Annotated in this window: 17 protein-coding genes; 5 read left to right on the top strand and 12 right to left on the bottom strand. The window is 66.3% G+C overall.

The window, feature by feature from the left end; all coding sequences use genetic code 11:
- Window positions 1-32: 32 nt before the first annotated feature.
- From TZ00_RS18830 to TZ00_RS09220, 6 genes are all read right to left on the bottom strand, one after another.
- The gene (locus TZ00_RS18830; RefSeq protein WP_152631132.1) at window positions 33-4,082 is read right to left on the bottom strand and encodes a family 43 glycosylhydrolase; all 4,050 of its coding nucleotides are present in this window, start codon (window positions 4,080-4,082) and stop codon (window positions 33-35) included.
- Between the two features lie 58 nt (window positions 4,083-4,140).
- Complete coding sequence (locus TZ00_RS09240; RefSeq protein ID WP_152631131.1) at window positions 4,141-8,874, bottom strand: family 43 glycosylhydrolase; 4,734 nt, start codon at window positions 8,872-8,874, stop codon at window positions 4,141-4,143.
- 109 nt (window positions 8,875-8,983) lie between these two features.
- Window positions 8,984-10,024: an ABC transporter permease subunit gene (locus TZ00_RS09235; RefSeq protein ID WP_078714481.1), complete on the bottom strand. Its 1,041-nt coding sequence runs from the start codon at window positions 10,022-10,024 to the stop codon at window positions 8,984-8,986.
- Window positions 10,021-11,088, bottom strand: coding sequence for an ABC transporter permease (locus TZ00_RS09230; protein WP_044441037.1), 1,068 nt, complete (start codon window positions 11,086-11,088; stop codon window positions 10,021-10,023). Before TZ00_RS09230 ends, TZ00_RS09235 begins: the two co-directional genes overlap by 4 nt.
- Window positions 11,088-12,677 (bottom strand): sugar ABC transporter ATP-binding protein, encoded by a 1,590-nt coding sequence (locus tag TZ00_RS09225; RefSeq protein WP_044441447.1) that lies wholly within the window; start codon window positions 12,675-12,677, stop codon window positions 11,088-11,090. The genes TZ00_RS09230 and TZ00_RS09225 overlap by 1 nt, the downstream gene beginning before the upstream one ends.
- 120 nt (window positions 12,678-12,797) lie before the next feature.
- Window positions 12,798-13,793, bottom strand: a complete 996-nt coding sequence (locus TZ00_RS09220) for an ABC transporter substrate-binding protein (RefSeq protein WP_044441035.1) — start codon at window positions 13,791-13,793, stop codon at window positions 12,798-12,800.
- A gap of 415 nt (window positions 13,794-14,208) precedes the next feature.
- On the opposite strand from TZ00_RS09220, the gene TZ00_RS09215 reads away from it, so the two are divergent.
- Both TZ00_RS09215 and TZ00_RS09210 read left to right on the top strand, forming a co-directional pair.
- Window positions 14,209-15,753, top strand: a complete 1,545-nt coding sequence (locus tag TZ00_RS09215; RefSeq protein WP_044441033.1) for a sugar ABC transporter ATP-binding protein — start codon at window positions 14,209-14,211, stop codon at window positions 15,751-15,753.
- 48 nt (window positions 15,754-15,801) lie between these two features.
- A complete protein-coding gene (locus TZ00_RS09210) occupies window positions 15,802-16,842 on the top strand; it encodes a LacI family DNA-binding transcriptional regulator (RefSeq protein ID WP_238579634.1) in 1,041 nt (346 codons plus the stop codon).
- Here the strand turns inward: TZ00_RS09210 and TZ00_RS09205 are convergent.
- Genes TZ00_RS09205 through TZ00_RS09190 form a run of 4 tightly spaced genes read right to left on the bottom strand, consistent with a single transcriptional unit; the run spans window position 16,839 to window position 20,585 of the window.
- The gene (locus TZ00_RS09205; RefSeq protein WP_044441031.1) at window positions 16,839-17,504 is read right to left on the bottom strand and encodes a DUF1345 domain-containing protein; all 666 of its coding nucleotides are present in this window, start codon (window positions 17,502-17,504) and stop codon (window positions 16,839-16,841) included. The two genes, TZ00_RS09210 and TZ00_RS09205, sit on opposite strands and share 4 nt — an antisense overlap.
- Entirely contained in the window at window positions 17,501-17,911 is a 411-nt protein-coding gene (locus tag TZ00_RS09200; protein ID WP_044441030.1) for a hypothetical protein, read from the bottom strand. Before TZ00_RS09200 ends, TZ00_RS09205 begins: the two co-directional genes overlap by 4 nt.
- A gap of 47 nt (window positions 17,912-17,958) precedes the next feature.
- The gene (locus TZ00_RS09195) at window positions 17,959-19,743 is read right to left on the bottom strand and encodes a sensor domain-containing protein (RefSeq protein ID WP_052521431.1); all 1,785 of its coding nucleotides are present in this window, start codon (window positions 19,741-19,743) and stop codon (window positions 17,959-17,961) included.
- A gap of 2 nt (window positions 19,744-19,745) precedes the next feature.
- Complete coding sequence (locus TZ00_RS09190) at window positions 19,746-20,585, bottom strand: alpha/beta fold hydrolase (protein ID WP_044441028.1); 840 nt, start codon at window positions 20,583-20,585, stop codon at window positions 19,746-19,748.
- A 195-nt stretch (window positions 20,586-20,780) separates the two neighbouring features.
- Here TZ00_RS09190 and TZ00_RS09185 point away from each other — a divergent pair, with 195 nt between their 5' ends.
- Genes TZ00_RS09185 through TZ00_RS09175 form a run of 3 tightly spaced genes read left to right on the top strand, consistent with a single transcriptional unit; the run spans window position 20,781 to window position 24,688 of the window.
- Window positions 20,781-22,973, top strand: a complete 2,193-nt coding sequence (locus tag TZ00_RS09185) for a glycosyltransferase (protein WP_044441027.1) — start codon at window positions 20,781-20,783, stop codon at window positions 22,971-22,973.
- Window positions 22,970-24,265 (top strand): glycosyltransferase, encoded by a 1,296-nt coding sequence (locus TZ00_RS09180; RefSeq protein WP_044441026.1) that lies wholly within the window; start codon window positions 22,970-22,972, stop codon window positions 24,263-24,265. Before TZ00_RS09185 ends, TZ00_RS09180 begins: the two co-directional genes overlap by 4 nt.
- Window positions 24,266-24,289: 24 nt before the next feature.
- Window positions 24,290-24,688, top strand: a complete 399-nt coding sequence (locus TZ00_RS09175; RefSeq protein WP_044441025.1) for a phage holin family protein — start codon at window positions 24,290-24,292, stop codon at window positions 24,686-24,688.
- A 17-nt stretch (window positions 24,689-24,705) separates the two neighbouring features.
- On the opposite strand, the gene TZ00_RS18825 is transcribed toward TZ00_RS09175, so the two are convergent.
- Both TZ00_RS18825 and TZ00_RS09165 read right to left on the bottom strand, forming a co-directional pair.
- Window positions 24,706-26,139: a hypothetical protein gene (locus TZ00_RS18825; RefSeq protein ID WP_052521430.1), complete on the bottom strand. Its 1,434-nt coding sequence runs from the start codon at window positions 26,137-26,139 to the stop codon at window positions 24,706-24,708.
- The gene (locus TZ00_RS09165) at window positions 26,136-26,408 is read right to left on the bottom strand and encodes a hypothetical protein (protein ID WP_152631130.1); all 273 of its coding nucleotides are present in this window, start codon (window positions 26,406-26,408) and stop codon (window positions 26,136-26,138) included. The genes TZ00_RS18825 and TZ00_RS09165 overlap by 4 nt, the downstream gene beginning before the upstream one ends.
- Window positions 26,409-26,441 lie beyond the last annotated feature (33 nt).

Raw genomic sequence — 26,441 nt, 5'->3', positions numbered from 1 at the left:
GCGCTGGCCGAGCAGGCGGCCCTTCGACAGGCTCAGGGAGCGACGCGGCGGCGACGTACCAGGAAGACCGCTCCCCCGGCGAGCAGCAGCGCGAGCGCTCCGAGCCCTGTGAACAGGGCGCCCGAGCCCGTGAGGGCGAGCGGGCCGCCGCCGCCGGATCCGGCAGGTGCGACCGGCGCGGCCTCGACCGTCAGCTTCGCCTCCGCGAGCGCTCCCGATTCGCTGCCGGCAGCGCGCACGGTGTGCTCGCCGGCTGGCGTCGACAGCGGGATGCGCACGGTCGCCGTGAAGCGCCCGTTCTCATCGGCATCGACGGTTGCCAGCAGAACCGGCTCGGAGAACAGAGTCAGATCGACCCTGTCGCCCTCCCCGAACCCGCGGCCCGTCACCGTGATCGTGTCGCCCGCGACAATAGTCTTCGCGCTCAACGTGATCGAGACATCCGGAGTGTCGGGGCCAGAGACCACGACCGACAGCGTTGCCGCGGTCGAGGTGTTGCCCGCCACGTCGACCGCCCGATACTCGAGCAGTGTCGAGCCGACCTCGTCGAAGGCGAGCGGCGAGCCGTAGGCGGCCCACTCCCCCGAGTCGAGTCGGTACTCGATCGCGGCGACACCACTGGTCGCATCGGCTGCCGACAGCGTCACGACAACGGGTTCCTCGACCGTGCCGACGGCAGACGCCGGCGAAGCGGATGCGCTGGCGCTCGGCGCGGTGCGGTCGACCGGCAGCGTGAGCGATCCGAGCGACGACTCCACCGGAACTCCCTCGACGCTCGCCCGATACTCGACCGTGCGAGTGCCGTCGCCCGTCATCGCGATCGGCGCCGTGTAGGCCGCCCACGCGCCGCCGTCGATGCGGTACTGCAGATCTGCCGGCGCATCCGAGCCCAATGCCAGGGCGACCGTGGGCGCCGTGCGGAACCAGCCCGCAGAGCCGTCGGGCGATCCGGGCGTGGTGGTGGCGACGACCGTCGGCGTTTCCGTTTCTCCGTCGCCCTCCACGACGACGCGCACCTGCACCGCCGCGTTCTCGGGGGCGAGCTCCTCGTCGGCCGTCATCGCGAACACCGGCAGCCCGGCGCTCGTGAAGTGCACCAGCGCGGCGCGAGCGTGCCTGCGCGGGTCGAACAGACCGGCATCCGTCGCCTCGCCCGGGTTCGACGAGTCGTTCACGGTGCGCGAGTGGTAGACGATCACGGGGTTGCCGTACTCGTCGACGGTGAACGAGTTGTGGCCGGGGCCGACCTGACCCGGAACGTCGGCGCTGGTGAGCAGCGGGTACGGGTTCTTCGTCCACGACGTCGGGTCGAGCAGGTCGGAAGCCGAGCTCGCTGTGAGCAGGCCGACGCAGTACTTGTCGTCGACCGACGACGCCGAGAAGGCGATCATGATCTTGCCGTCTCGCTTGATCACAGCCGGACCCTCATCGATCGCCTGGTCGCCGTTCTTCTCCCACGCCAGGGTCGGCGTCGAAAGAAGGAAGGATGCCGAGATCAGCTGGTTCGGGTTCGCCGGGTCGGTCTCCGCCATACGCAGCGTCGATCCGCCCGCCCCGGTCTCCGCCCACACCACGTAGTGCCGTCCATCGGACTCGAAGTGCGTCATGTCGAGCGAGAAGTGCGTGAACGACTCGGTGTCGCCCGGGGCCGCCTTGACCTGGCCCAGGCTCGTCCAGTTCGCCGGATCGAGGGCGGCCTCTCCGCCGAATTCCTCACCCGTGAACTTGAGCATGGCAGGCCGGATGTCCCAGACCCCGTTCCGCGCGGCCGTGAACAGGATGTACCAGTCGTCGCCGATCTTCTCGAGCTCAGGAGCCCAGATGAAGCGGTTGAGAGTGGGATCGGTGTTCTCGTGCCAGATCGTGGTCTCGGGCGCGGTCTTCAGACCCTGGATCGTCTCCGCCCGGCGCAGCACGACGCGGTCGTAGCCGTTCGGGTCGTTCTCGCGAGTCATGGGGTACGACGCCGTGAAGTAGTACCAGCCGTCGTCGCCGAGGGTGACGTCGGGGTCTGCACGGCGCTCGACGAGCGGGTCGGGGAACGTCGGGCGCGTCACCGTTCCGTCGACCGTGTATGTGCCCGGCGCTGCGGAGTTGAGGGCCGTGACGTCGTCGGCATCCCATTCGACGGGCATCGACGAGGTATCGCCGCTCGAGTACTCGACCGTCGCGGTCTCGGGCAGCACCGGGGTCTCGCCCTCGTCGACCGTCACGTCGGCGAACGACTCCACGCCGGTGTTCACCACACGACTGAACTTCTCCACGACGCGCTCGTACTCCGCCTCGGTCACTCCGATGCTGGATGCTCCGGAGGCGCCGGCGGGAAAGTCGCCGGTCTCGGCGGGTGCGACACCGGAAACGGCCACCGGTGCGCTGAAGGCCGCGAAGTCGACCGTGGTCACCTCGAAGCGCGCTCCGCCCTGGCCGGCGTAGGCCACGCGATAGGCGCCGATGCCGTTGTCGTACCGGGCGGAGACCGCGGTCGCGGTCACTCCGCTGGGAACGAACGACACCAGTCGCTCGTTCGTGAATGAGGTGAGGTCTGCCGAGTCGTAGACGTACAGCCTCGAGCCCGAACCGTTCTCTATCGAGATGAGACGGAAGGTTCCATCGGGTGCACGCAGCGCCACGGGAGGCCCGAACTTGGCGACTCCCTGGCCCGGGTAGAGCACTCCGCGCCCGTTGTTCAGGGCCTCGAAGTCACCACCGGCGGAGGGCGACGACGATGCGGCGAGGTGCAGCACGTCGGTGCGCGTGGTGTCACCGTCGACGATGTACGAGCCGATCCGGCCGGCATCCGCGGCCAGCACGGTGACGGTGAAGTCGCGGGTCGCGGTCTGGCCGTCGAGGCTGAACGTCGCCGTGAGGGTGACCTGCTTCTCGGCGTCCGGCCGGGCGACCGAGCCGTCGTTCGCGATGGTGCCCGCATCCGATGAGGCCCAGGCTACGGTCACGTCGCCGACCGCCGTGCGCAGCACGAGGTCGTCGGTGACGTGGCTGATCGCGAGGTCGTAGCCGTCGACGGCCACCTGCAGGTTGTTCTGCGAGGTGTCGGCGAGCACGGTGAAATCGAAGGTGCGCGTGGTGGTGCGGCCGGCCAACTCGAGGGTGGCCGTGAGGGTGACAGGCACGTCACCGCCCGTGGTGGGCCGGGTGACGGTGCCGTCGTTCGCGATCACATCCGGTCGATCGGATGCCCACGCGACGGTCGACCCGTTGGCTCCCGTCGCGACGAGGTCGCGGTCGGTGGTGACGGCTCCCGAGCCGGGCGCGAGCGCATCGGCGTCGGCCGCGAGCGCCGCCTGCACCGTGGCCTCGTCGGCCCAGGAGTAGTACTCGCCGGCGATCTGCGCGTCGCTGAGGGCCGACGTCCACACCTTCACGTCGCGCACGCCGCCCTTGTAGAACTCGTCGGCATATGACGACTTGCCGATGTACGACACGAGGTTCGAGCCGAACTGGCTGACCGTTCGGCTGGTCGGCACCGAGCCGATCTTCTTGCCGTCGAAGTAGCCCGTGATGCGCGTGGGCTCGATGACCGTGGTGTACAGGCCCCAGGCGCTGGATGTCGTCGGTCCGGCTATGCCGTTGGCCGCGTTGGTCGGCGAGATGCCCACCTCGGAGCTCCACGGGGAGCCCGAGGTGGCGCTCCCCGTGATCACCGACTTGAACAGTCCGCCCGGGTTCTTCGGGTTCAGCAGCCAGTACTGCGACGGCGGGTTGTTCGCCGATCCGAAGAACATGGCCGCGTAGTTGCCCGACGCCTTCTCGTTGCGCAGCCACGTGGAGATCGTGAGCGTGTCGCGCCCGTCGAAGAGGCCGGTGGGAAGCTGCACGTAGGCGGCGTTGCTGTTGCTCGCTCCCCCGGGGAGCGCGAGTTCGGCGTCGGTGACGACGGCCCCGGCGCCCTTGAGCACGCCATCGTTCGAGTTCTGCGACGAATCCGGCACGGTCGTGCCCGATACATCACTGAAGTCGTAGTGCAGAAGCAGGTCGCCTTCGGCGGCGGATGCCTGTGGCGCGGCCAGGAGGGTGCCGAAGGCCACCGCGAACGCGGTGAGCATGGCGAGACGTTTTTTCACAGGGAACTCACTTCGGTGTGGGTTGTTTGATGGTTTCGGTGAGCGGTGGGTGATCGGGTTACGAGACGGACCGTCGGCGGCGCATGACCAGCAGCAGGCCCGCGGCGAGCAACACTGCACCGCCGGCAAGTGACCAGCCGACGGCCAGGCCCGTGCTGGCAAGCGGGCCGGACTGCGATCCGCCCGCCGGGTCGGACCCGGTTCCCGCAGCGGCCTTCACCGTCACAGCGATCTCGGCGATGTCCGCCGAATCCGCACTGGCGGCCCGCAGCGTGTGCGCCCCCGCCTCGATGCCGGCCGGAACCGTCAGCGTGGCGATGAGATTGCCCTGCGCGTCGCTCTGCACTGCACCCAGCGAGGTCGGCGTCGAGAACAGGGTGAACTCGATGCGCTCTCCCGCCCCGAAGCCGCTACCGGTCACCGTGAACGGCTGCCCGACCGTGAGGGTGGTGGTGGCGAGCTGCAGCTGCGCGGGGGTTCCGTCGCCCGGTCCTGTGCCGCCGGCAGCGAGTACCGGACCCACCGACGCCACGGCGGAGGCGGGATCGAAGAGCGGCTTCGAGGCCGTGACGGACACGCCGATCGTGGCGCCGACATCCGATGCCGTGAGCAGGTACGACGAGCCCGTCGCGCCCTCGATGACCACGCCGTCGCGGCTCCACGTGTAGCCAGTCGCCGTCCACGGCTGCGAGGCAGCTGCGGTGAGTGTCTCACCGGCACGCGCCGTTCCGGCGATAGTGGCGGTCAGCGGCTGCGCATCCACGATCGTCTGCGGCCCCACGCTCGTCAGGGTCGGCGTCACCTCGTTGATGAGGCCGGTCTCCGCGTCGAACGTCAGCTTGTCGATCGTCGTCTCGCGGTGCTGGCCGTCGCCGCCGGGAATCGCGAAGCGGTGGTACACGATGTACCAGTCGTCGGTGCCAGGAACGTTGAGGATCGAGCTGTGCCCGGTCGCGAGGATTCCCTGGGACTTGTCCTTCTGCAGGATCACGCCACGGTAGGTCCACGGCCCGTCGACGCTCGTCGAGGTGGCATATCCGACCTTGTAGTTCTCCGACCCTGTGTCGTCGATCGAATAGGTGAGGTGGTACAGACCGTCGCGGTAGTTCACGAACGAGCCCTCGCGGAAGTCGTTCAGGCCGTCGATGCGCTTCAGCGTCTCCTGCTTGATCGACAGCATGTCGTCACTGAGCTCGGCGTAGACGGGTGAACCGTTGCCCCAGAACAGGTAGTTCTTGCCGGTGGCCGGGTCGGTGAAGGTCGCCGGGTCGATCGCCTGGCCGGATGTGACTGCCTCGTTGTTTAGGATCATCGCCTCGGGCTGCGCCGTGAACGGACCCTCGGGGCTGTCCGCGACGGCCACACCGATCGTCTTGCGGTCGAGCGACGCGTTGTGTCCGCTGAAGTAGAAGTAGAACTTTCCGTCCTTCTCCGCGATCGTCGGAGCCCACGCGTTGCCGGTGGCCCACGGAACGTTCCCATTCGCGCCGTCGAGCGTCAGGATCGGCGCCTCCGAGCGTTCCCAGCTGACCAGGTCTTTCGACGACCACACGTAGAAGTCCTTGCCGCCCCAGCCGGCGTATCCGTCGGAGGTGGCGTAGACGTAGTAGGTGTCGCCGAATGCAATCACATTCGGGTCTGCGTAGAGACCAGGGATGCTGGGGCTCGCCATCACGACGGCGCGCAGCGTCCAGGTGGTGGCCGCTCCCCCGCCGTTCGGCGTGAGCGTGACCGTGAGCGGGGTGCTCAGGTCGCTGGTGGTTCCGGATGCCGGACTCGCCACGACTCCGGCCGCGGTCGAGAACGTGGGCGTCAGAGCGGTCACATCGGTGCCCGGCTTCACCGGGAAGGTGACTTCGTGTGTGGTGTTGTTCACGATCGGAGCGGTCTTCAGCGCGTCGGATTCGGCGAGGGTGACGCCCGCGAGCGCCCCCACGTTGCCCGAGCGGGCCAGCACCTCGTCTGCAGACAGTGCGCGGTCGTACAGCGCGAACTCGCGGTACTTGCCGCGGAACGTGTTGTCGGCCGTGTAGTTGGAGCGACCCAGGTGGTTCGCCGTGGTGATGCCGCCGCCGATGTCTCCCGGCTCGTTCGTGACCGTGCCACTTGCTACGGCGACGCCGTCGAGGTAGATCGTGGCCGTGCTGCCCTTCAGCGTGTAGACGAGGTGCGCCCACTTTCCTCGAGGCAGGTCCGATCCCTGAGACACCGTCTGCTCCGTCGTCCAGTTGCCCGTCGCGAGGCTGGTGCGATAGGCGTTGCCCGTGGTGAACAGGTACCCGTTTCCGGCTCCCGCCACCGTGTTTCCCAGGCCGTAGATGAAGTAGTTGCCCGATTGCGCCGAGTCGATCCAGACATCCGCCTCGACCGTCACATCGGTGACACCGGCGAGCAGATTGTCGGGAAGCTTGACGTAGTCGTCACTGCCGTCGAAGGTCAGTGTGCCGTCGCCCCAGCTCGCTCCCCCTGTGATCGTGGCGTCCTGTCCGTTGCCCGAGACATCCTTGAGGGTCGCACCCTGGCCGTTCTCGAAGTCGTAGCGCAGGATCTCGCCATCCTCGTTGACCGGAGCCGGCGCGGGCCCGCTGCCGAGGCTCTCGAGCTCGGCCGCGGTGATCGGAATGACCGTGCCGTGGCGCGGGCTGGCCGGCAGGTCGTAGTTCGAAGCGACCTTCCAGTCGGGGTTCGCGATGTCGTCGGTCTCGAGCGGAATGTACCCGCGTCCGCCGTACTCGTCGACGAAGAGATAGAACTTCTCGCCGTTGATGTCGCCGGGGTTGGCCTTGAACGCCGTCGGTCCTTCGACCGCGCTGGTTCCGGCGTCGCGTCCGATGCAGCTGTCGACCATGCTCCACGACTCGAGGGTCGCGCGCAGCTCTGTCGACTTCTCCTGGATGATGTCGGCGCAGCCGGTGCCGCCCGCTCCCTCGTCTTTCGTGAAGCGGTAGTACGTGCCGTCCTCCTTCAGAACGGTCGAGTCGATGCGCGACACGCCCTGGTCCTGCCAGACCTGCGCCGGGGTGAAGGTCACGAAGTCACGCGTGGTGGCGTACATCATGCGGTGATAGGTGTTGCCCGTGTGGCCGGGGTCGTCGTCGGCATACAGAGCCGACGCCCAGAACACCACATACGATCCGATGGTCTCGTCGTAGTACGCCTCCGGCGCCCACGTCATTCCCGCGTTCTCGGGCGCGACCTTGATGTGGCGCTGCGGCGACCAGGTCTTCAGGTCGTGCGATTCCCACACCTCGAGGTACTTGCTGCCCGTGCGCACGGAGTCGCCCCACGAGGTTCCGCTGCCGATCGAGAGGTCGGTGGCGATCAGGTAGAACGTGTCGCCCTCGGGAGAGCGGATGAGGAACGGGTCGCGCAGACCCTTGGTGCCCTTCGTCGAGGTGAGCACCGGCTGTCCGCCGTTGAGTTCGCGCCAGTCGAGGGCGTTGTTGCCCTCGCTCGCCGCGAAGAAGATGTTCTCACCGGCGAGGGTGTTGCCGGTGAAGTACGCGAAGGCGTAGCCCTCGTACTCGGCTGTCGGGGCAGCTGCGCGCACCTGCGCAGTGAACTCGCGGGTCGCGGTCGCGGCGCCCTTCGTGAGGGTCGCCGTGAGCACGACGGACGTGCCGGATGCCTGGCGCGCCACGACTCCGTCGGTCGAGACGACGGCCGGGTTCGACGACAACCATGCCAACGAAACGCCGTTGGATGTCGTGGGCAGCGTCAGGTTGCCGCGCACGTCGTCGAGGCCGGCGATCTCGAGAGCCGCGGCGGCGGCATCCACGTCGTACTGATCAGACGGCAGCGGCAAGACCGTCGCCGGGAAGGTGCGGATCTCGGTTGCGGCGCCGCGGGTGATCGTGGCGATGAGGTTCACCGCGGCCGGGTTCTGACCCGCCGCGGGCCGTGTGACGACACCCGCAGTCGAGATCACGGTGGGCGCATCGGATGCCCAGGCGATCGTCGATCCGTTGACTCCCGTTGTCGGCAGGGTCAGGTTGCTCGTGACGGCACTCAGGTCGCCGAGGCTGAGCGCGTCGGCGTCGCGAACCGCGCGGTCGGCGTCGGCAGGCTGAAGGGCGGCGATCTCGGTGCCGGTGAGGGCCGTGTTGTAAATGCGGAAGTCGCGCACGCTGCCGGCGAGGTAACGGTCGCTGCCGTAGTTCGACCGACCGATGTAGTTCGCGGTCGTCACGCCGCCGCCCAGGTCCTTCGGCTTCACCGTGATGCCGGTCTGCTCTGCCACCTGCGCACCATCGAGATAGAGCCGTGCAGTGTCTGTGGCGTCGTCGAGCGTGTAAGTGAGGGTCTTCCAACTGCCGCGTTCCAGGTTGGCACCGGAGTTGACGACTTTCTCGCCGCTCCAGTTGCCCGTGGTGATGCCGGCGCGATACGCGTTGCCGGTCACGAACAGGTACCCGGTGCCGGAGTTCGAGCTCGCCGGGTTGCCCAGGCCGAAGATGAAGTACGGCGTAGCCTGTTCGGGCCGCACGAGCACCTGCGTGCTCACCGTGATGGAGTCCAGGCCGACAAGGACATTGTTCGGCAGGGCGACGTGGTCGTTCGTGCCGTCGAGCACCAGCCCGGCGCTGCCGGACTGGACAGCCCCGCCCACGACGGTGCCGTCGCGACCATTGCCCGAGGAGTCGACAGCGACCCCTCCGCTCGTTTCGTCGAGCGCGTAGGAGAGCACAAGGCTGTCATCGGCCGCGAGCGCGGGCGTCGCGCTGAGCAGGGGCACGGCGAGGGCGAAGGCCGTCGCGGCCACGAGTGATTTCGTGAGGGTGGTTAGTTTCATGGCGCGAAGTCTCCGGGTCGGCTTCATTGACGATGGGAATTGGGTACTGCGGGTGCTGCGGTTTTTCGTCGATCGAGTAACCCGCGAGGAACGAGCGGGCGTATCGAGATCAGGTCTTGCGTTTGCGCGAGACGACGAGCCTCTGCAGCAGCACGAAGACAAGCAGGATGGCGCCGGTGATGATGGTGGTCGCCTCGGGCGGGATGCTGCCGTCGCGAGTGATGAGAACGTTCATCAGGCCGAGCACGAGCGCGCCGATGACCGAGCCGAGCACGAAGCCGGCACCACCCGTGAGCAGGGTGCCTCCGATGATGACGGCGGCGATCGCGTCGAGCTCCCAGCCCACGCCCGTGATGTTCTGGGCGATGCCGAGCTTCGAGGTGTAGACCACGGCGGCCAGGCCGGCGAGGGTTCCACTGATGATGTAGATCGCGAGCTTGGTGCGCACGACGGGAAGGCCCATCAGCGTCGCCGACTGCTCGGATCCACCGATCGCGTAGACCGTTCGACCGAAGCGCGTCTTGTGCAGAATGTAGAAGGCGATGATCACGACGACGGCCGCGATGATCACGTTCGGCGTGGTGACGAGGTCGTTGATCTTCGGCCCGTCGATCACCTTCCACTCGGTCGAGAGGGTGCGGATGGGAGATTCGTCGGCCAGGCGCTCGGGCGTGGTCGAGAGCATGGATGCGAGTCCCCGGGCCAGGAACATCATCGCCAGCGTCGCGATGAATGGTTGCACATTGAAGTACTGGATCAGGATTCCCGATGCAGCGCCGAAGGCCGAGCCGATGAGGATCATCAGAACGATCACCACGAACGGGTTCCACCCGGCATTGGCGAGCATCACCCCCACAAGGCTGCTGATGGCGATGATGGCGCCGACCGAGAGGTCGACTCCACCGGTGAGGATCACGAAGGTGAGTCCGACCGCCAAGATAATCAGGTAGGCGTTGTTGATGAAGAGGTTCGACAGCGTGCTGAACTGCAGGATGCGGCCGTAGGCGATCTCGCCGTAGATGATCATGCCGACGAAGATCACGATCGCTGCCAGGGTCGGCAGCGTCTCGAGGTTCGGCTTGAGGCGGCTCACCGGCGACGGTGTGTGCGGGCTCTGCGGCGCGCTCGGGCGTTCGATGACGGAGGTCATGCCGACACCGCCTCCTTTCGTGGCGTGCTGGTTCTGGCACGACGCTGGCTGAAGAGTGCGCGAACCCGCTGCGACTGCAGAAGGCAGATCGCCACGATGACGATGGCCTTGAACGCAGGGGTCGCCGACGACGGGATGGCGAGGAACACGATGGTCTTGTCGAGCGTGGCGATCAGCAGGGCGCCGATGACGCTGCCGGTCAGCGAGAACTTTCCGCCGGCCAGCGAGGTGCCGCCGATGACCACCGCGAGGATGGCATCCATCTCGGAAGAGAAGCCGGTCTTGGCCACCTCGACGGTCATAACGCTGGCGGTGCTGAAGATTCCCGCGACCCCTGCGAGCACGGCGCTGAGGATGTAGACGAAGATCAGCAGGCCGACCGGTCGGATGCCCGCCATGCGCGCCGCCTTGGGGTTGATGCCGATCGATTCGATCATCAGCCCGAGGGCGCTGCGGCGCACCAGCAGTGCCACGATCGCCACGATCACGGCCCCGATCACGAAGACGACGGGAAAGCCGAGGACGGTGCCGTTGGCGATCCAGCGGAAGAACTCGTTGCTGGCAGAGGTGTTCTGACCGGAGGTGATGACCTTGGCCAGTCCTCGACCGGCGAGCATCATGATCAGCGTCGTGATGAATGGTTGGAGCCCCACGATCGAGACGAGCAGGCCGTTGATCAGACCGAGGAAAGCGCTGATGCCGAGGGCGAGAGCGATGGCCATAAGCGCGGATCCGAGCGAACCGTCACCGGCATCGTGCATGAACTCCATCGACACGGCACCGGAGACGGCCATGACAGAACCAACCGAGAGGTCGATGCCGCGCGTGGCGATCACCAGGGTCATGCCCACGGCGATCATCATGATCGGTGCGCTGGCTCGCAGGATGTCGATGAGGTTTCCCGAAAGGTCGCCGGTGACGGCGTTGACCGAGATGCCGAGGTACGACGGGTCTTTGATGAGGTTGATGATCAGCAGCAGCACGAGGGCGGCGATCGCCCAGATGTAGGGCTGCTTGACACTGGTCTTCACGAACGACGACGAGCTCGATGAGGTGTTCGACATCAGTTGATGCTCCCCTCGGCAGCGAAGGCGGCGGGTTCGGGCTCGAAGGCCTGCACTCCCGCGGCGTCCGCGCCATCCGATGCGATCAAGTCGACGATCGTGTCGGCGTCGATGTCTGGCCCGTTGATGATCTCTCCGATCTTGCGGTGGTCTTTCAAGACCACGATTCTTTCGCTGAGGCGCACGACCTCTTCGAGCTCCGACGAGATGAACACCACCGACATTCCTTCTTCGGCCAGGGTCGCGATCGCCTCCTGGATCTCGGCCTTGGCTCCGATGTCGATGCCCCGGGTGGGCTCGTCGAGGATCAGCAGCTGAGGGTTCGTTGCGAGCCAACGGCCGAGCAGAACCTTCTGCTGGTTGCCGCCGGACAGGTTCTTGATGGGTCGTTCCGGGTCGCTCGGTCGCACGTTGAGCTCGACGATGTACTTGTCGCACAGCTCTTTCTGCTCGCGCTTCGAGAGCGGGCGGGCCCAGCCGCGCCGGGCCTGGACGGCCAGGATGAGGTTCTCGCGCACCGTGAGGTCACCGACGATGCCCTCGTCGCGGCGGTTCTCTGTCGAGAACGCGATCTTGGTGGCGAGCCCGGCCACGGGGCTGTGCACCTCGGTGCTCTTGCCTCCGATGGTGACCTCGCCGGTATCGGGCCGGTCGGCGCCGTACATCAGACGGCCGAGTTCGGTGCGGCCGGAGCCGAGAAGTCCGGCGAGGCCGACGACCTCGCCCGGGTACACGGCGATGTCGACGGGCTCGATCGACCCCTTTCGGCCGAGATCGGTGGCGCTGTAGAAGGGCTGCTCGCCACTCTCCCGCGCATCCCGCCGTCTGTTCGAGCCGAGCGAAGCGAGGGTCTCGAAGTCCTTGCCGATCATCAGAGAGATCAACTGGCTTCGACCCAGCTCGCGGGTGAGGTGCTCCCCCACGAACTCGCCGTTGCGCAGCACAGTGAGGCGATCGCTGATCGCGTAGACCTGGTCGAGAAAGTGAGAGACGAAGAGAATGGCGACGCCCTGATCACGCAGGCGACGCATAACGGCGAAGAGGCCCTCGACCTCGTTGGCATCGAGGCTCGAGGTGGGCTCGTCGAGAATGAGCACCTTCGACTTGGCCACCATCGCGCGGCTGATGGCGACGAGTTGCTGCAGGGCGAGCGAGATGCTCGACAGCGGTTGGCGGGGGTCGAGGTCTCCGAGGCCGAGGCCGACGAGTGCCTCGTGGGCGGCCTCGTGGGTCTTCTTCCAGTTGATTCCGAAGGCGCCGCGGATCTCGTTGCCGAGCATCACGTTCTCGCCCACGGTGAGATTGTCGCAGAGGTTGACCTCTTGATAGACGGTCGAGATGCCGGCGCTCTGGGCGTCGGCCGTTCCCGAGAACTGGCGGGGGCCGCCAGAGACGAGGATGCTGCCGGAGTCGATCTTGTACACGCCGGTCAGTGCCTTGATGAGGGTGGACTTGCCCGCACCGTTCTCACCCATCAGGGTGTGCACCTCTCCCGGGTACAGCTTCAGCTGCACGTTCTGGAGGGCTTTGACGCCAGGGAACTCGATCGAGATGTCGGTCATCTCGACGATCGGCTCTGTCGCTGCCATGTCTGCCTGCTCGTTCTGCCGTCTGCCGGCCTCGTCTTTGAGTCGCGTGGATTCTCCCACGCGGGAGCTCATTCGGTTCCCCGAGCCGCGAGGCCCGGGGAACCGAATGAGCGGGGTGAATCAGTACTTGCGGTCGGGCAGCGCCGTCTTGGCGGCCTCGGGCGAGTCGAAGGTCACACTCGGAACGACGATGTCGGACTCGACCTTGTCGCCGGCGATGGCCTTGTTCACCACGTCGATGGCGGTGTCACCGAACAGCGGGTTGTACTCGGCGACGAAGCTGAGGCGTCCGGCCGAGAGGGCCTCGAGGGCCGCCTTGGTGCCGTCGATCGTGATGATCTTGACGTCGGTGCCGGGCTTCAGGCCAGCCTCTTCGACGGCCAGTGCCGCGCCGAGACCCATCTCGTCGTTCTGTGCGAACACGAGCTGAACGTTGTTGTTGTTGGCCTTGAGGATCGTCTCGAAGACGCTCTTCGCCTCTTCGGTCGACCAGTTGGCCGACTGACTCTCGAGCTTGGTGAGGTTGGAGTCGATCTTCTCGTCCCAGCCCTTGTTGCGGTCGTTCACAACAGACAGTCCGGGAGGTCCTTCGAGCACGACGTAGTTGCCGCCGTTGGGGAACTGCTTGTTGGCCCATTCCGCTGCCGAGGCGCTGATGCCCACGTTGTCGGGGGCGATGTGGCTCGTGTAGAGCTTGGTGTCGTTCGGCTCGATGCCGCGGTCGAGCAGCACGACGGGGATCTCGGCCTCCTTGGCGCGCTCCAGGATGCTCTCCCAACCAGTGGCCTCCGTGGCCGACAGCAGAATCGCGTCGACGTCTTCATCGATGAACGAGGTGAACGCCGTGATCTGCGAGTTCTGGTCGCCGTTGGTGGCGGGGGCGTACTTGAGCTCGAATCCGTTCTCCTCCGAGAACGAGTCCTGGATGTTCTTCTCGTTGGCCGTGCGCCATCCGCCCTCGGGGCCGACCGCGACGAACCCGATGGTCGTCAGGTCTTTGCCGTCGCCCGACGCGTCGTCGCCGCCGCCACTTGCCGAGCAGGCGCTCAGGCTGAGGGCGACAGCCCCTACCAGAGCGAGGCCTGCGATGGACCTGAATCGAGGTGCCTTGAACATTGATCTCCTCCTTGAGACCCGCCGGCTAGGGAGATGCCGACGGAGTGAATGTGAACCGTGATTGATGCAATGGGCTGAGGTTGTGAGGGCTAACAATTCGCTTGGCCGGGCGGCTCTGCAGGGGAGCTTGTCATCTCGTCCCTGAGATCCTTCGGCGTTTTGTGAAAAGTTGTTAGCGCTCACAGTTTGCTTAGGCGAGACGATATCCGCGTCCTGATCGTCATGTCAAGCGAGTACCGCCATGGCTTCGATAACGAATCGGCAACGGAGCCGTCGGCACCGAACCGCCGCGGCCGTTCGTCGGCCTCGACTTGTGCATGCCAAATGTGAGCCCTAACATTCCCACTGGGAGCACGCGTTCTCGCGTGCACGAACGAGGAGGTTCCCCTGTGACGACTCCTCGCTGGAGGCGAGAGTGAACGAGGCTGAGCCCGTCATCCGCTTCGCCGACGTGTCTGTCACCTTCACCGCCACACGAGCCCTCGACGGCGTCGACTTCCGCCTCTTTGCAGGCGAGGTTCACTCCCTCATGGGAGAGAACGGCGCCGGAAAGAGCACCCTCATCAAAGCGCTCACCGGAGTGCAGCCGATCCACGGCGGAACGATCGAGATGGACGGTCAGCCGGTATCGTTCTCGACGCCCGCTGCGGCCCAGCGGGCAGGTATCAGCACGGTCTACCAAGAGGTCAACCTCCTGCCGAATCTCTCCGTCGCCGAGAACGTGATGCTCGGGCGCGAGCCGCGCACCCGCTTCGGCAGCATCGACTGGCGCGCCGCGCACGAGCGCACCCGAGAACTCCTGGCGACGATGCGGCTCGACATCGATCCACGGTCGATGCTCGCCGACCACTCCCCCGCCATCCAGCAGCTGATCGCCATCGCCCGAGCCATCTACGTCGAGGCACGCGTTCTGGTGCTCGACGAGCCGACGTCCAGTCTCGACAACGACGAAGTGACCGAGCTCTTTCGCATCATCGCGGGCCTCAAAGAATCTGGCGTCGCGATCCTGTTCATTTCGCACTTCCTCGACCAGGTCTACGAGATCTCCGACCGCATCACGGTTCTGCGCGACGGGCGGCTCGTCGGCGAGTATCTCACCCCCGATCTGCTGCGCATCGATCTGGTGCAGAAGATGGTCGGCAAAGACCTGCCCGCGCTGACGACGATTCGAGAACACACCAGCAACAGCGATGTCGAAGAAGGCCTCTCTACTGAAGAACCCCTGATCAGCGCAATTGGGCTCGGCCGCCGAGGCGCGATCGAGGCGTTCGATCTGAGGGTCTACGAGGGCGAGGTCGTGGGCATCGCCGGGCTCCTCGGCTCGGGGCGCACCGAGCTCGCTCGACTGCTGTCGGGCATCGACCGCACCGACAGCGGTGAACTGCTCATCGAGGGGCGGCCCGAACGCCTCACAAATCCGCGCAAAGCCTTGCAGAACCGCATCGCGTACGCATCCGAGAATCGGCGCACGGAAGGAATCATCGGCGATCTGTCGGTGCGCGACAACATCGCCCTCGCCCTGCAGGCCGACATGGGCTGGTTCAGGCGCATCCCCCGCCATCGTCAAGACGAACTCGCCGCGAGTTACATCCAGGCCATGAACATTCGCCCCGCCGACCCCGACGCCCTGATGGGAACGCTGTCGGGAGGAAATCAACAGAAGGTCCTGCTCGCACGATGGCTCGCCGTTGCTCCGCGACTGCTCGTGCTCGACGAACCGACCAGGGGCATCGACGTCGGCGCGAAGGCCGAGATCCAGACCCTTGTCTCCGACCTCGCCGACAACGGGCTGTCGGTGGTCTTCATCTCGGCCGAGCTCGAAGAGGTGCTCCGCATCAGCCACCGCATTGCGATCCTGCGCGATAAGAGAAAAGTCGCCGATCTCGAGAACCACGACCTCACGGTGGCGAGACTGCTCACGATCATCGCCGAAAGCTCGAGCGACGGCGACGATGTCTGAGCGACGGCGTCAGTCGACTAGTCTTCGATTCACGACACGATCACGGGCGTGTCGCTGGATAAGGTGGACTACGTGACCGAAGAGGCGCCGCGCCAAGCGACGATCTTCGATGTGGCCCGACTTGCGGGCGTGTCGCATCAGACTGTGTCGCGAGTCGTCAACGACCTGCCGAACGTGCGTCCCTCCACGCGTGTCCGCGTCGAAGAGGCGATCAAAAAGCTGCGCTACGTTCCCTCTCCCGCCGCGCGGGCCCTGGTCACGCGACGATCGCGAACGATCGGGCTGATCGCCACCGGCGGGCCGGAGTACGGCCCCTCGTCGACGGTGCTCTATTTCAATGCGGCCGCACGCGACGCGCGCTGGTCGGTCTTCACCGCCAACATGACCGACAGCGATCCGAGCTCCATTCGGGGTGCGGTCGAGGCCTTCCTGCGCCAGAACGTCGAAGGCATAGCCGTCATCTCTGGTCACGAAGGGTCGGCTGATGTCGTCGCCGGAATGGAGCTGACGATTCCCCTCGTCGCTCTCGAGGCCACTCCCCACGCCGGGCTCGCCACGGTCGGGGCCGATCAGTACAACGGCGCGCGCAACGCGGTGCGGCATCTCATCGAGTTGGGGCATCGCGGCATCGCGCATCTCGCGGGCCCCGCCGACTCGGTCGACGCCCGCGAGCGCGAGCGCGGATGGCGTGACGAACTGGGAGCAAACGATCTCGCGGCACGAGTGATCGGCATCGGCGACTGGTCACCGTCATCCGGTCACCGATTCGGCGAAGCCTGCGACCTGAGCGGACTCACGGCGATCTTCGCGGCCAACGACCAGATGTCGATCGGCCTGATCCACGCACTGAACGCACGTGGCCTAGCCGTGCCAGCCGACATGAGCATCATCGGATTCGATGACATTCCCGAAGCGGCATATGTATCGCCGCCGCTCACGACGGTGCGCCAAGACTTCGAGACGATCGGTCGCGACATGCTCAGCACACTGCTGTCGCGCATCAACGGTGAGAGCGCGACCGAGCTGCCGCAATCGCTGCCCACACTGATCGAGCGCGCATCGACAGGCCTCGCTCGCCGAGCGAGTTAGTGCAGCAGGCTCGAGACGAGGTTGATCGTCGAGGCCACGACCACGACTCCGAGCAGGAACGACAACAGCGCGTGACGCAGAGCCTCTGCACGCAGCACCGACGACGTGATGTTCGTGTCCGACACTTGAAAAGTCATGCCCAGAGTGAACGCGAGATAGGCGAAGTCGAGGTATCGCGGCGGCTCCGTCTGATTGAACTCGATACCCGTGCCTCCAGCGCGGTAGTAGAACCCGGCATAGCGCAGGGTGTAGACGGTGTGTACGAGCCACCACGATGCCGCCAGCGTAGCCAGAGCCGTCGCGATGAGACCCAGCGTCGCATTCGCATTCAGTCTTCCCGCCTCGATCAGCAGCAGCGCGATCGCACCGAAGCTGGCGATACTCGCCAGGATCAGGAGAGTCTGCGCCATTGGCTGCGACGGATCCTCGCGAGTCGCGTGCGCAGCGGTGTCGGCTGCATCGAGACGCAGCACAGACAGCCACACCCATGCGGTGAAGGTTCCCGCCGCCGCGATCCAACCGACCGCAGGGGCGAACACCCACGAGCCGACGAATCCTGTGACAGCGAAGACCACGACGAAGATGACGAGAACAACGGCGGCTCGCACACCTGCCCGGTGCCAGAAGTCGGTGAAGTCACGGGTGCTGGTCTCGCCGGTCATGCTGCGGGCCTGATTCGTGCCATCGCCCTGTCGGCCGCGGCGTCGGGCTCGCTCGACACGAGGATGCGCATGCCCGGCTCGAGCACGACGACCTTGTCTCCGTAGCGGGCGGCGATCGATGCCCGCTCCCAGATCAGAACGCACTCGAGGGCCAGCTGCGTGGTGATGGCCCACGGCTGCTTGTTCGCGAACAGGGTGAACGACCCCACCGAATAGCCTCCGAGTTCGGCCAGCTCTCCCTGCAGGCCCGGCAGACCCGGGATCTCGATGTCGACCCGGGGCAGCGGCGACGACTTCTGCTTCAGGAACGTCGCCACGAACAGGCGTGCGGCCACGTCGTGCCTGTCGGCGTGCAGGATGCCGCGGGGCCCATCGTAGGGAGGAACGGGGGCGTCGGTCACGGGCATAGACACGACGCTACCGCCTGCACACCCGGCAACCCTGCGCGGCACGATCACAAGACCGAGCCCTGCCACGACTGCAGATCATCGCTGCGCAAGGGCACGGAATACAAGTACCCCTGAATGATGTCGCAGCCCATATCGGTGAGCCGCTTCAGCTGGTCGCGCGTCTCGATCCTTTCGGCGACGACGGTCATGCCCATGGCGTGGCCGACATCGATGCAGCTTGCGACGATGGCCGTGTCCTCAGCGGACACGCCCAGTCCTGCCACGAACGAGCCGTCGATCTTGAGTTCGTCGACCGGAAAGTCCTTGAGGTACGCGAAACCGGCGTGACCGGTGCCGAAGTCGTCGATCGAGAGGCGAACGCCCAGACCGTGCAGCAGGTCGAGATTGCGATGAGCGGCCGGGCTGTCGGTGATCAGGCCTGTCTCCGTGATCTCGAGGGTGAGCAGACCCGGGTCGAGGCGATTCTCGTTCAGCATGGCTCCGACCAGATCCGCCAGACGAGGATCGCCCAGCTGGCGGGCCGAGACGTTGACGGATACAGTGACGGGCCTCGCATGCGGCACTGAATTGAGCTGCACGCACTTCTCGATGGCTACCCGGCATGCCCATGCGCCCAGCTGGTTGACGAGGCCGGATCTCTCGGCCACATCGATGAAGTCGGCCGGCCCGATCACGCCGCGTTCAGGATGATCCCATCTCATCAGCGCTTCGTAGCCGTGGAGCCGGCCTGTCTCGACGTGAAGCTGGGGCTGGTATTCGAGTCGGAACTGTTCGTCGGCGAGCGCAGTGCGAATCTCGCCCAGCAGGCGGATCTCGTTGATCGCCGAGTCGTCGACGACCGAGGTGAAGCGCTTCCACCGGTTGCGACCCGTCGCCTTCGCCTTGTACATGGCCGTCGTCGCCTGTCTCACCTGAGTTTCCGCGAGGCTCGCGGGGGAGACATCATCCGCAGATGTGATGGGCCCCTCGGAGGCCCCCACGCTCGCGGTCACCACGATGTCGAGGTCATCGACCAGAATCGGAACGCTCACCAACTCGAGGATTGTGTCGGCGAAGGAGAGTCCGCGTGCCGACCCTGGACCGACCACGACGAACTCGTCGTCGCCCACCCGCGCACAGAGGAATCCTTCGTCCGCGAGGGCCGTGAGGCGTTCCGCGACCGCCTTCAGCACCTGATCGCCAGCCGCCTGACCCAGGCTCTCGTTCACGACCCTGAAGTGGTCGAGCCCCAGCACGAAGGTGACGAGATCGCACTCGGGCGGCGCATCTCTCACCATGTCGGCGAGTCTCGGCATAAGACCGGCGCGGCTGAGCAGAGACGTCAGCGCGTCGAACTGGGTAGATCGAGCGAGATCATTCTCGGCCTCCCGCCTCAGCGCATCGGCTTTCTCGGCATGCCGCACCGCCCTGATGAGGTGTTCCTCCTCCGCCGTACGATCCCGGCGCGGCGTGAACAAGAAAACCGTGGCCGCAGCGGGAGCCACCGCACCAGGCGCCTGCGCATCCGTCTGTTCGGTCACGCGCGATGCGGAGAGATGGGCGGCGCGAGCAACGCGGTCCTTACCCAGCAGGGCGGACGACATATCCGAGACACGCCCGTCGAGGTGGAGCAGAGGCACGACACGCGCCGAGAACAGGATGCGATCAGCGGGGGGAAGGAGGCGAGTGAAAGCCGTTCCGATCAGGTCTTCCCTCACGAAGCCGGTCCACGCCAAGATGTGGTCGTTGACCTGCACGATCGTGCTGCTCGAATCCACGATGACGATCCCACCCGGCCCCGCGCGGAACAGGGTCTCGTAGTCGACCACGACGGGCAGGTTCGTCGGCACGGTCAGCGCTCGGCGAGGAACTGCAGGATCGCGTGGGACGTCTCTGCGGGCGCACTCACGTGCGGCACGTGCCCCTCGGCATCGAGAACGTCGACGGTGGAGTCAGGCATATGCGCCTTCATGTAGTCGCCCACGTGCAGCGGCGCAAGGGAATCGTTGGTGCACTGGAGGATGAGCGCGGGCACCTCGACCCGGGGCAGCAACGGGCGCACATCCGTGAGAAAGGCGACTCGGGCAAACGTTCGCATCACCCGAGGGTCGACCCGGCAAAAGCTCTGCTCGAGTTCGTCAGTGAGCTGCGGCTCCATGGGGTTCTTCATCACCACCGGTGCCATCATCGCCGCCCACGCGAGGTGATTGTCATCGAGCGACTCCAGGAGTCCATCGATGTCCTCCCGGGTGAACCCACCCTCGTAGCCGGTGTCGGCATCGTCGATGTACGACGGTGTCGGGGCGAGCAGCACGAGCCCGCGAAAGAGCTCGGGTGATTTCACAGCCGCGGCGATGGCCAACATGGCCGAGAAGCTGTGTGCGATCAGGGTCACATCGCTGAACTCCAACGCTGCGCAGAGCTCGATGAGATCGTCGACATACCGATCGATCGTCGCGTACTTGACCGCGTCGTAGTGGGCGAGTGACGACCCACCAGACCCCACGTGATCGAACAGAACGATGCGGAAACGGCTTTCGAAGTAGGGCAGCAGGCGCGAGTACATGGTCTGGTCGCAGCCGAAGCCGTGCGCGAACACCAGGACCGGCGCATCGAGAGGGCCGGAGATCTGCACGTTGTTGCGTGCAACCACCGCGGCGGCCCACGCCGTGGCGTTATGCGAGAGTGCCATACCCTCCACCCTCGCACATGCACGGCTCCGTATGCGTGCTCAGCGGCCGCCTGTCAATGGCATTGCAGCACGATTCGAAGTCACGTGTACTCGTAAGGTCCGAGTCCGATCCGTCGCCGCCACGGCTCCGAATAGACCCGAGACATCTCATCCTCACGAATTCGGACCCGCCTGCACCATGGAAACATCCCCGCGATGGAACTGACCGCCGCTCTCGACCGTCTTCGTCGAACGGATTTTCTCCTCGATGTGATTGGCGCTGCCGATGACCTCGCGCTGACCGCATCGCGGGCGGGCGGTCGCCAGGCCGTCGGCATCCTGCGCCGTGCCATCGACGACGAACAGAATCAGCTCGTGGCGATCGCCGCGGTGCATGCCCTCGGCCGGGTCTTCGATGACGAGGCAGACGACGCCCTGTCTGAGCTGCTCTCGAGCGACCGTGCGTTTCTGAGAGAGCACGCGGCGTGGGCGTTCGGCAGCCGGCTTCCGCGACTGGATGCCGTGTCGCGACTCGTCGCGTGCGTTGTGCAGGCGGGCTTCACCGGCATGCTCGCTCAGCGAACGCTGCAGCAGTGGGCCGTTTCGGCACCGGACCACGTCGCGTTGGCTCTAGAAGGCGCACTCGTCGCCGATCTCGCGGTCGATGCGCGCACCCGCGTCGTCGAAACGCTCGGACTGGTCTCAGGGCGCGTCGCCGGGCGGGCCCTGCGCGAACTGGCCTCCGACACCACGGAGCACGACGAGGTTCGCATCGCGGCGATCGCGGGCATGGGCGACCGGCGCGGCGACGAGCGCGGTCTGAGCCTGGTGCGCCAACTCGCCTCCATCGACAGCGATGCCGGGGCGACGGGTCCGCGGGCGATCGCCGAGGCGGCGCGACTGGCCCTGATCGACCTGGGCGACGCACCGGCCGCCATCCGGCTCGGCGACGGCATCACCGTGGCCCAGCTGTTTCTGCACGCCGACATAGACCGCGGGCTCACCCGTGCCGGGGCCGGTGACAACGGGGGAGTGGCCACGCTTCTCGTGCGGCTTGGCGATGCCCTGGCGAACCTCGACGACATCGACCGGGTGCTGACCATGTCACGCGGCGATGCCGGAGCCGCCGCCGACAGCCTGCTCGATCTAGCAGCGCGCACGGGTGCCGACCATGAGTTCGTTCCCGTTCCCCTGCTCTCCGAGCCGAGCCCGCAGGCCCGCTCCTGGCACACCAGGGTCGCGGCCGAGCGCGGCATCCGTCGTGCGCTCACGGCGCTCGGCCCTGTCGACGTGCTGCATCTGCGGATGGCCGATGTCGGCAGCATGGCCGCGTCGAGCGTGGCGCGCGAGTTGGGCATTCCCGTGGTCTTCACGCTGGCGCCGGATCCGCACGGCGTCATCCGCGCACTCGATGTCGCGGGCTCGCTGACGCCTGCGAACTTCGGCGATGTCGACGAGCACGAGCACTACTGGTTCAGGCACCGCCTCGTTCAGCGCCTTGCTGCCGACGCGGATCACACCGTGCTGTTTCCGCGGCCCGCGGTGCGCGAGGAGCTGCAGGAGCTGTTGGGCATCGACATCGCCGAGTCGCCCGAGCGCTACACCGTGGTGCCTGAGGGAATCGACCTCGCCACCATCGACGACGCTCTCCTCGAGGTCGAAGCCCGCAACGCTGCTGACTCGCTCGATCGGCACGACGCCATCGACGAGCTCGACGCGCTGATCGCCGCCCTGCCCGAACACCGTCGAGGCCTGCCCATCGCGCTCAGCGTCGGCCGCCTTCATCGAGTGAAGGGCATGGCGACCATCGTGGAGGCATGGGCCGCTGATGCCGCGCTGTTCGACGCCTGCAATCTCGTGATCGTGGGCGGTGATCTGCTCGCGCCCTCGGCCGACGAACAGTCGCAGCTCGACGCGATCGACGGGGTGCTGCGCGAGAATCCCAGGGCCGCAGAGGGACTCGTGCTCGCCGGGCACCGTCCCAACGACGTGGTGTCACGGTGGCTCGCGGTGACCCGGCTCGGATCGGGAGACCTCATCGGCGCATCGGGAATCTATGTGTGCGGAAGTCTGAAGGAGGAGTTCGGCATCGCTATTCTCGAGGCTCTGGCGGCGGGACTCGTTGTGGTGACGCCCGACGCCGGCGGTCCGGCGACGTACGTCGACGACGGCGTCACGGGCATACTTGTCGACACCGGATCGGCCACGGGCGTACGTCGGGGCATGACCGGGGCGCTGCAGATCGCTGCTCGCGACGATGCTGGTCGGGTTGACGCGGCCCGCGGCATCGTGCGGAATCGCTTCACCGTGCAGGCCATGGCCACGGCGCTGGAGCGCGTGTACGCGAGCGTCGTCGAGGGTCGGCGCCTCGAGGGCATGTCTCTGACGAGCACGGGCACCGCATCGTGACGCTGCTCGTCATCAGCCCCGACTACGCCTCTCACCTGCTGCCTCTCGCGACCCTGGCCACCGCCTGGCGCGACAGGGGAGACGATGTTGTCGTCGCGTCCGGGCCTGCGACCTCGTCGATCGTGTCGTCGTTCGGCTTTCGCTGGGCCGAGCTGCGACTCGGGCGCGGCTCCAACCCTGGAACGATCCGCGCCGAGGAACAGCCTGCAGGCGAAGACGATTCCTTGCGTGGTTTCTTCGACGCCACCCGCCAGGGACTCGTCGAGACCCTCGCCTATCAGGCGTCGCAGCGCACGACCGATCTGCTCTGGCGGCCGGTCGACACCGCGAGCGCCGTACTCAAGGTCATCGGTGAGGTGAGACCGGATGCGGTGATCGTCGATCACCTCGCCTTCACGGCCCGGCTCGCCCTGCAGGCCGCAGGAATTCAGCACGCCGACGTGGTGCTCGGCCATCCGACCGCACTACCCATAGCCGAAGAGGTATATGGGTATCCGACCTCGTGGCCACGGGCTTTTGAGCCTGATCGCGACGCGCTCGAGCGCCTGCGGCACAGCTGCGAAGCTGTTCGCGATCGCTTCACCGCACAGTGGAATGATGCCCTGCGCGTGCTGAATCCGGCTGCCATCCCAACCTCTGATGCCTTCGCCGAGCACGGCGACACCCTGCTGCTCAACTACCCGGGCCAGTTGCACGACCCTGAGCGCACAGCCCTGCTTCCCAAGCACGCCTTTCTCGGCTCGGCCGTTCGAGACGAGCCGACCGACCCGGAGGTCGACGCCTGGCTCAGCGGGGGAGGCGCACCGATCGTCTACGTGAGCTTCGGCAGCTTTCTCTCGGTTCGTTCCGACGTTCTGTCGCGAGTCGCGCACGCCCTGAGGCCGCTCGACGTGCGCGTCGCGCTGGCCATCGGTTCGGCTGATCGACGAGAGCTGGGCGAGCTGCCCGATACGTGGCTGGTGCGCGAGTTCTTGCCCCAGGTCACTCTGCTGAAGCACTCCGTGCTCGCGGTGACCCACGGCGGCAACAACAGTGTCACCGAGGCGGCAACAGCCGGCGTTCCGATGCTGGTGCTGCCGTTCTCGACAGACCAGTTCGCGGGCGCAGAAGCCATCGAGTCGCGCGGCTACGGCCTCGCGCTCGCCCCCAACACGGCGTCGGTCGATGAACTGCGCACGGCGGTCGAGTCGTTGCTGACCGCCACGGAACTTCGTGATCGTAGCCGCCTGCTCGGCGCCGAGCTGCGTGCGTTGCCCGGTCGCGACCGAGCACACGAGGCGCTGTCGAGCTAGCCGACGACCTGGAATACTGGGCACATGCGCAGATTCCTCGTCTCTCTGGTGGCCAATGCCATCGCCCTGTGGCTGACCACGCTCATCGTCACGGGCGTCACCGTCGACCCTTTTCAAGACGACACCCTCGGCGTAGTTCTGTCGTTTCTGTTTGTGGCGCTGATCTTCGGCGTGGTGAACGGCATCGTCGGCACGGCCATCCGCATCGTCGCGTTCCCTCTGTACATCCTCACTCTCGGTCTGCTCTCCCTGGTGGTCAACGCACTGCTGCTGATGCTTGCGGCGTGGTTCTCGCAGCTCTTCGGCTTCGGTCTGACCGTGACCAACTTCGGATGGGCCGTGCTCGGCGCCCTCGTTCTCGCCATCCTGTCGGCGATCATCGGCTCGATCCTGCGCCCGCTTGCCGGCCACGACAGAGACTGACGCCACGGCCTGACCTCTCACCCATCGACCCGCTCGGCGCGATACTCCATGGCAGTGCCCGGCGCTGTACCCGACAGGAATGGGGCCGCGTCGTCGATGAATTTCTCGACCCTCGGATCTTTGGATGCATCGACCAGCTCGGCCGTCTCGCGGTAGGCGCCCAGGTTGTGCGAGGGAAAAGCGTCGCCCGTGGGAATCGGCGCATCGTCGTAGAGTGAGCGACGAACGAGCACGCGGTCGTCGCCGGATACCGTGTCGAGGCCGCCGAGGGCAGGAACGAGATCTTCGGTGTGTGCGATGGTGAGCGTGGGTGCTGCGGTCTCGAGTTGACCGACTGGCGAGCCGAGCGTCACCACGCCCTGCACGTTGTAGTCACCGGACTGCTCGAGTTGCACGGCCAGGAGACCACCCTGCGAGTAGCCGACCTCGAAGACGGGATCGCCGGGCTGGATGCCCGCATCGCGCATCGCCTCGACTGCAGCGCGATACGAAGCGCCATCGCCTGCGCTCATCGACTGGATGTTGCTCGTCATGTCGAACGCCTCACCGGTCGGCATGGCGTTCATGTCGACGGTTCCGCCGAGATAGACGATGTACGACGGAGTTCCCTCGGCGTCGACGTACTTCTCGATCTTGATCTGCGAACCCGCACTGCTCGTGGCTGGCATCCGCGAGGCTAGATCGGACATGCTCGATGGGGCTGTGACGGATGAGGTCGAAACCCTCGTCGTGCGCACCGGCGTCTCCACGAGCGCCCTGCGCCCTGCGCCGCCGGCACCCGCAATCCCTGCCGCAACGAGCACCAGACCCGCGGCTTCTCTGATGCCGAACAGACCGAGCCCCTCGTCGCCGATGAGAGCTCCAGCGCCGGGAGGAACGCCGAGCAACCCCGCGATGATGTCGTCGCTCGACGAGAAGAGCAGGCGCACGGCGGCCGAGATGGCCGGGTTGTTGGCGAGTTCGGGATGCTCGCGCATCCACTCGGCGGCATCGGCCGGGTTCCTCGAGGTGCCTGGCCGCAACGCCAGGCCCAGGAGCACCCCCGAGCCTGCTGCTGCGAGAAACGGTGCACCCGCCAGAAGAAGGAAGGGTGCGATGTGCCCGAGAACGTTGCCGATGACACCCGAGGTCATGCGGATACCGTCGACCATCGTGTTCTCGACCATGCCGTACGCCTCGGCGGCCAGCCGCAGGGAGAAGTCGAGTTCGCCCGCCGAGCGCGACGCCTGCTCGAGGTCGTGCGCCGCCTGCAGCACAAGCGTCGGCACGGTCGGCGCCTGAGCGGCGACCAGCGGATCGAGGCAGAGTTGGAGCCCTCTCAGCCGCGCGGCGGCCGCGAGCGCCTCGGCCTCGATGAACCTCAGTCGAAAGGCGGTGGTCGCAATCTCGTCTGTCGACACAGCGAAGCTGCCCCCTCCAGAGACGACGAGTTCGTCTGTGTCGGAGTTCATGGCGTTGAGCCGATCCTCTCGATGGCGCCCGCGAGCGCGCCGGCGATCTCGTCGAGAGTCGATGACACCCGGCGAACGTCGGCTGCAACGTGCTCGCACCGCGTATCGAACGACCGCCGCGCGATGCCCTGCCACCCCGGCGCGTCGTCGCGCATAAAGGTGGGCAGCAGCTCGGCGCAGAGTTCGACGCTCAGTCGCTGCACGGCGACTCTGTCGTGCTCGAGCGCTTCGCTCACGTGGGTCAGAAGGGGGTTCGGATGATCTGTCACGGCACCAGTGTCGACGCCGAGCTCGGTCGTCAC

It is taken from the genome of Agreia bicolorata (assembly GCF_000938265.1).
GTDB lineage: Bacteria > Actinomycetota > Actinomycetes > Actinomycetales > Microbacteriaceae > Agreia > Agreia bicolorata.
Note: the sequence above shows the minus strand (reverse complement) of the source record. Positions and strands in the feature narration are given on the sequence as shown.

What these genes read in the sequence shown, in the direction of transcription:
- TZ00_RS09225 (WP_044441447.1), bottom strand. Translation starts at nt 12,677, where the DNA reads ATGGCAGCGACAGAGCCGATCGTCGAGATGACCGACATCTCGATCGAG.
- TZ00_RS09185 (WP_044441027.1), top strand. Translation starts at nt 20,781, where the DNA reads ATGGAACTGACCGCCGCTCTCGACCGTCTTCGTCGAACGGATTTTCTC.
- TZ00_RS09190 (WP_044441028.1), bottom strand. Translation starts at nt 20,585, where the DNA reads ATGGCACTCTCGCATAACGCCACGGCGTGGGCCGCCGCGGTGGTTGCA.
- TZ00_RS09220 (WP_044441035.1), bottom strand. Translation starts at nt 13,793, where the DNA reads ATGTTCAAGGCACCTCGATTCAGGTCCATCGCAGGCCTCGCTCTGGTA.
- TZ00_RS09205 (WP_044441031.1), bottom strand. Translation starts at nt 17,504, where the DNA reads ATGACCGGCGAGACCAGCACCCGTGACTTCACCGACTTCTGGCACCGG.
- TZ00_RS09200 (WP_044441030.1), bottom strand. Translation starts at nt 17,911, where the DNA reads ATGCCCGTGACCGACGCCCCCGTTCCTCCCTACGATGGGCCCCGCGGC.
- TZ00_RS09175 (WP_044441025.1), top strand. Translation starts at nt 24,290, where the DNA reads ATGCGCAGATTCCTCGTCTCTCTGGTGGCCAATGCCATCGCCCTGTGG.
- TZ00_RS18825 (WP_052521430.1), bottom strand. Translation starts at nt 26,139, where the DNA reads ATGAACTCCGACACAGACGAACTCGTCGTCTCTGGAGGGGGCAGCTTC.
- TZ00_RS09235 (WP_078714481.1), bottom strand. Translation starts at nt 10,024, where the DNA reads ATGACCTCCGTCATCGAACGCCCGAGCGCGCCGCAGAGCCCGCACACA.
- TZ00_RS09230 (WP_044441037.1), bottom strand. Translation starts at nt 11,088, where the DNA reads ATGTCGAACACCTCATCGAGCTCGTCGTCGTTCGTGAAGACCAGTGTC.
- TZ00_RS09240 (WP_152631131.1), bottom strand. Translation starts at nt 8,874, where the DNA reads ATGAAACTAACCACCCTCACGAAATCACTCGTGGCCGCGACGGCCTTC.